The 5,027-nt window shown below is 33.3% G+C and carries 6 protein-coding genes; 1 reads left to right on the top strand and 5 read right to left on the bottom strand.

From position 1 onward, the window contains the following. Nucleotides 1-216: 216 nt before the first annotated feature. The 5 genes from ACJ5GX_RS00070 to ACJ5GX_RS00050 are packed head-to-tail and all read right to left on the bottom strand — an operon-like array spanning nt 217 to nt 3,482. Nucleotides 217-1,215 (bottom strand): recombinase zinc beta ribbon domain-containing protein, encoded by a 999-nt coding sequence (locus ACJ5GX_RS00070; RefSeq protein ID WP_179943897.1) that lies wholly within the window; start codon nt 1,213-1,215, stop codon nt 217-219. A gap of 9 nt (nt 1,216-1,224) precedes the next feature. Next, nucleotides 1,225-1,836 carry an SURF1 family protein gene (locus ACJ5GX_RS00065; RefSeq protein ID WP_052264983.1) on the bottom strand — a complete coding sequence of 204 codons (612 nt, stop codon included), beginning with the start codon at nt 1,834-1,836 and terminating at the stop codon, nt 1,225-1,227. Between the two features lies 1 nt (nt 1,837). Beyond that, a complete protein-coding gene (gene bfr, locus ACJ5GX_RS00060; RefSeq protein ID WP_007302660.1) occupies nt 1,838-2,314 on the bottom strand; it encodes a bacterioferritin in 477 nt (158 codons plus the stop codon). A gap of 53 nt (nt 2,315-2,367) precedes the next feature. Next, complete coding sequence (locus ACJ5GX_RS00055; protein ID WP_052264982.1) at nt 2,368-2,841, bottom strand: RDD family protein; 474 nt, start codon at nt 2,839-2,841, stop codon at nt 2,368-2,370. Continuing rightward, the gene (locus ACJ5GX_RS00050) at nt 2,841-3,482 is read right to left on the bottom strand and encodes an HAD family hydrolase (RefSeq protein ID WP_007302658.1); all 642 of its coding nucleotides are present in this window, start codon (nt 3,480-3,482) and stop codon (nt 2,841-2,843) included. Before ACJ5GX_RS00050 ends, ACJ5GX_RS00055 begins: the two co-directional genes overlap by 1 nt. A gap of 143 nt (nt 3,483-3,625) precedes the next feature. Here ACJ5GX_RS00050 and ACJ5GX_RS00045 point away from each other — a divergent pair, with 143 nt between their 5' ends. Then, complete coding sequence (locus ACJ5GX_RS00045; protein WP_019236380.1) at nt 3,626-4,810, top strand: hypothetical protein; 1,185 nt, start codon at nt 3,626-3,628, stop codon at nt 4,808-4,810. Nucleotides 4,811-5,027 lie beyond the last annotated feature (217 nt).

The raw sequence follows: 5,027 nt of genomic DNA, 5'->3' as shown, positions 1-5,027 counted from the left end.
TAGCGGATGGTCAGTGCTTGACACTGGAATCCAGTTTTTATTATACAGCCACTTATTTAAAGTTAAGTCTTCTGGATCCCAGTGTCTGGGCACTGGGATGACACCATTCTTAATGGAAGCTATCCCCATATCGCAATGTCTGTACAGTTGTTTGCCTAGACACTGGGATCCAGTTTTACTACACAATTTTATCATATAAATCACCAATGCTTAAGTTTATTTTACTAGCAGCAGCTTTGCAGTTTCTTTCGCTAGTTTAGCTATATTACTACCAGCACCAATAAATAATACTACATCTCCTGAACTTGTCGAATTACTAATAAAATGTGAAATGAGTAAAGCATCATTCATAATCTTCACATCATTAAACCCATTACTGATCAAGGTTTTTTGTATATCATCAATTCCACAGCCAGGAATAGGCTTATCTTCTGGAGGATGGACAGGAGTGAGAATTACATAATCAAACATCATGAAAATTCGTACGAACTCATCAAAAAAATTACGAATACGAGCAAAACGAAGCGGCTCGATAATTCCTGTTACCTTTCCTTTAGTGGTCAAACGTGCTGCTGACAGGGTTGCCTGTATTTCATTTGGATGATGAGCATAGTCCTCAATTAACTTAACACCTTTAATATCGGCAATTAAAGAAAATCTCCTTGCTACTCCTTTAAATTCCAAAAGACCTTTTTTAATCTCTTCATCACTAATTCCAAGTTTCACTGCAACTGATATTGCAGCCAGGGCATTGCTAACTTTATGCATTCCTATTGCATTTGATAGCACTACATTCTTTATAATTCTGGTACAAGGTTGAATATCTTCTTTTTGTCTTTCGAGAGCGAGTTCTTTTAATCGAAACACCATATGTACATTATCATCATCAATTTCAATACGCTGAACTAACTTTCTAATTATATTAAATTTAGTCTCCCAATCTACCTCTGATAAATCACACTTTTCCTTCGTTATATGCCCTCTTAACATCTTCACTTCTTCCCATACTACCCCTTCTAGTATATCTGCGCGTATTGATTTGCTGTTACATTCACCAAAACGTTTTCCAGGACAACGATAGTAACTTCTTCCTCCCTTAGCATTACTCATTCCATAATAAACGGATTTGCAACACTGACATATCACTAACCCTTGTAATAAGTATTTTCTTCCACTTTGTTGCATTTTTTCTATTTGTAGCTTTTCTTTTTCCACACTGTATCTCTACGACTTATATATATTTTGCCTATAGTAAAATACGCACATAATGAGCCAAATCAAGGAAAGTGCAAACCAAGTAATTGCGTATTCAAGATGCTTTATTGGCTGTATAGTCAATTTGCCACCAAAATTGTCTTGCCACAATATACATTTCTCTAGCTTAATACCTAGATCATTGGAGATTTCTTCTGTACTTAAGGTAAACCATGTATTTGAAGCAATATCATTTTTGATAAACCAATTTTTGCTACCATCACAATACAAAACGCCATCAGCAGCTACTTTTTCAATTTTTGCTTTTTCTTCTTTTTTTTCTCTGACTATTCCTTTATTTATTAACATGTAATGTCCATTGATAAGCAACATAGGAGACAGCACATGATAGCCACGTTGACCTGCGAAAACATATAGTTCTATATCACTTAAAATTCCGTCGATTTTAACGTTTCTGTAGTTAAACTTTGAAAGATTATCACTAGGCAGTAGATGAATAACTGGAAGATCCATATTTTTGATAATATTATTCTTCCAGCTCAATCTAAATAACTGCCATAACCCGAGTGAAAAAAGAAGTAAAAAAGGTATAATGAAAATAAATACTGTTTTTCTTAACACTCTATATTTGTGTTCTCAAGTAATTTTCAATACCCATAAGCTCAATAAGGTCAATCTGTTCTTTGATCCAATGTAAGTGCTCTTCCTCATTTTTCAGTAGTCCTTCTAATAACATTACACTCACGAAATCCTTTTCTTTTTCAGCAACGGAAATTGCCTCTTTGATGCCCTTGATACCTTCTTCTTCTAAGTTAGAATTATCTTCTAAGATTTTCTGCATTGTATCTTTTGTGAACTTTCCTTCATACTTTGAGATTTTATTTGTATCTTGAAAATTTGGCATGCCCTTAAGCAGTAAAATTCTTTCTGCTAGCCTATTTGCATGCTCAAGTTCTTCATTAAGCTCGTTTTTCATCTTTTCTGCAAGTTTATTAATTCCGCTATCTTTAAGAATCGCAAAATGCAAAAGATACTGGCGTACAGAAGTCAGCTCATTTGTAAGTAATTTATTTAAATGTTCTACTATTTCTTTATTCATAACCTTTCTTTAGCTAATATACCAATGTAATCTACATAACAATCAAGGTCACATCAATTTATTTTTCTCACAACAATCGTATCAAATAGCACATCATGAAATGCCTGTTTCCTCTGAGAGAAGCAAGCAACTAAATACCAACTGAAGGTAAGCATCACTATAATCACTTCTAGTGTACTTAAAGCATTTACTGATGTTTGAAAAAGTTTGATAAAGGTGATAATTAAATTATTTAGCATAGGAAGAAAAAACTGAGAGATAGTGCGATCAAATGCTAAGCTCAAACCTATTTTAGAACTATCTAAAGTGATAGTATATATATTCATTAACTGTTGACCAGGAGTTGCTTGAGCTGTTGAAGATATAAAATATGTAAAGTAGCCACAATTTATACACATGTATGACAGGTGTAAAATTAATGGAAAATCCCCTAATGACAACACAATTAGTAAGGTTGGAATTAATAAAATTGCTACATCTATTAAATATGCGCAAAAGCGCCTGTGTACACTAGCGATCTCTGTCATTACCACCTATCTTTCAAATACTTTACTATGAATTCTGTAAGTTTATTAAAATGTTGAAAATATAACAAATCTTCATAACCTCTTATTGATTGTCCGTATACAATAGGTAAGCAATTTGCATTTTGTGCACATAGAATGTCTGTGATGCTGTCACCAACAAAAAACACATTTTCTCTATTTACAGGTAGCGTACTCTCCTCTAGTGCAAATAGCAGTGGAGTTGCAGATGGTTTATCTTCTGCAGTATCACATGATCCAACTATTCTTTCAAAGTAAGAATCTAGTTTAAAGTAGGCAACTTCTTGACGTAAATTAGTATTTTTCTTATTGCTAACTATCGCTAGGTAAATATTGTGGCTTTTCAGCGTCTGGAGCATTCCCTCTACTCCCTCGTTCAGAGTAATATTTTGTAACAGTGCACTATCTAGGTATTTTTGATATATCTGGTTCGCTTTTTTCCACTGATCACCAAACAAATTGACCATGTAGCTCTTTCTTGATTCATGAGAATTTCTATCAACAACTTTACTGCCAGATCCCATCAAATCTAAAGTATGCTTAATAGCATTAGAAATATTATCTTGAGTGTCAACTAAGGTATTATCCCAATCGAATACTACTGCTAACGGGCTATTTTTCATTTTTATATTGTGACGTATTTTAAGTTAATAAGTAAATGATATTTTGATGAAAAAAGCATAAATGAGGTGCTCCTTGTGTCTTAACCATTTTTACATAATTAACTAATATACTGATTTTAGTATAAGCTTTTATTTAGTTGGGTATGACACAGCTTAAAGATACACAAGATATTGAGAAGAAATTCAAGGATGTCTTTGCTGGTGCTTTTCCAGAAGGTACGTCGCTGGAAGATAAAGTGAAGATTATCAATGATTTCCGCCAGGAACTTAAAGCTTACAAAAGGCAAGTAACCAAAGAAAATCCCGGGAAAAGGTTAAAAGATATTTCTGCAGCAGATAATTCTTCACTGGGAGATAAAATCAAGACTATTGCAAAATTAAATCGTAGTCTTAGAGATCGAATGAACCGTGCAGCTAAAAAAGTAGCTAAAGATTTTGAAAAGATCGTCGAATTGAATCGGGAACTTAAAGATGTTTTTCCAGAAAATTCTTCATTGGAAGATAAAGTAAAAATTATTGTTGAATTGCACCGGGAGCTTAAAGCTCAAAAAGGGCGTAAAGATGAAGTGAAGATTATTAAAAAATTGATTCATAATCTTGAAGGTCGAATGGATCGTGCAGCCAAAAAAATAGCTGAAGATTTTAAAAAGATTGCTGGATTTAAACAAAAATTCGAAGGAAAAGACGTTTTTACAAGTAAAAAAGTTGCAGAGTTTGAAAGTAATAAAAAATCTCAAACTACATTAGAAGGCAAAATTTCTGATCAAAATAAACAAGAAAAGATTTCTGTGCAAACAGACAAAATTCGTGACTCAGTTAGCGAAATAAATACTTCTGGAAGATCTGTTTCAGAAGATAGAAACTTTCAACAAGAAAAGATTTCTGTTCAAACAGATACAGTAACTAAGTTACAACCTTCAGTAAGCAAAGATCCTATAAAAGATAAACCGAGCGATAAAAAGCCTAAAATTTCGTTAAAACAAGTCTCAGTGGATAGGAATGCTACAGAAAAAAAATCTAATAATAAAAAATCTCAGTTGAGTGAAAAGAAAAATATAGCTCAACCGAAAGAAAATCAAAAAGAAGAAGGCTTTTTGGTACGTTTTCTGAAGAAAATATTCAAAAAACTTTTTGGTGAAGATAAAAAGAGTGTAGAGGATATAAAAGGAACTACTCAAAAAAGCACTTCAAATGATGAAGGGCAACAACAAAATAAGCTCCTTTCAAATCAAGACCAAAGCGCAAGTGAAGGTTTAAAGCAAATTGATAATCCATTGGTAACTCCTGTCACGAAAGTAGAACAAACAAAGACAGACCATGAAAGATAATTCGCCTTAGATTTCTTGCATAGTCTGGGGTCTAATTTGTCATCCTATGGCTTGACCATAGCTAAAAATCTGGATTCCAGTGGGCTTTGTTGCACAGCTCTTCGGATAGTGGGTAATGTATAATAAATTCATGAAGCTATATCAAACTTAGCCATGCCTATTTCAGTAAATTTGTTAAGCAAATAACACTTGAGTAGCAGTTCCTTCTCACGATTAA

The organism is Wolbachia endosymbiont of Tuta absoluta (assembly GCF_059414725.1).
This window is presented reverse-complemented; position numbering and strand designations above follow the sequence as displayed.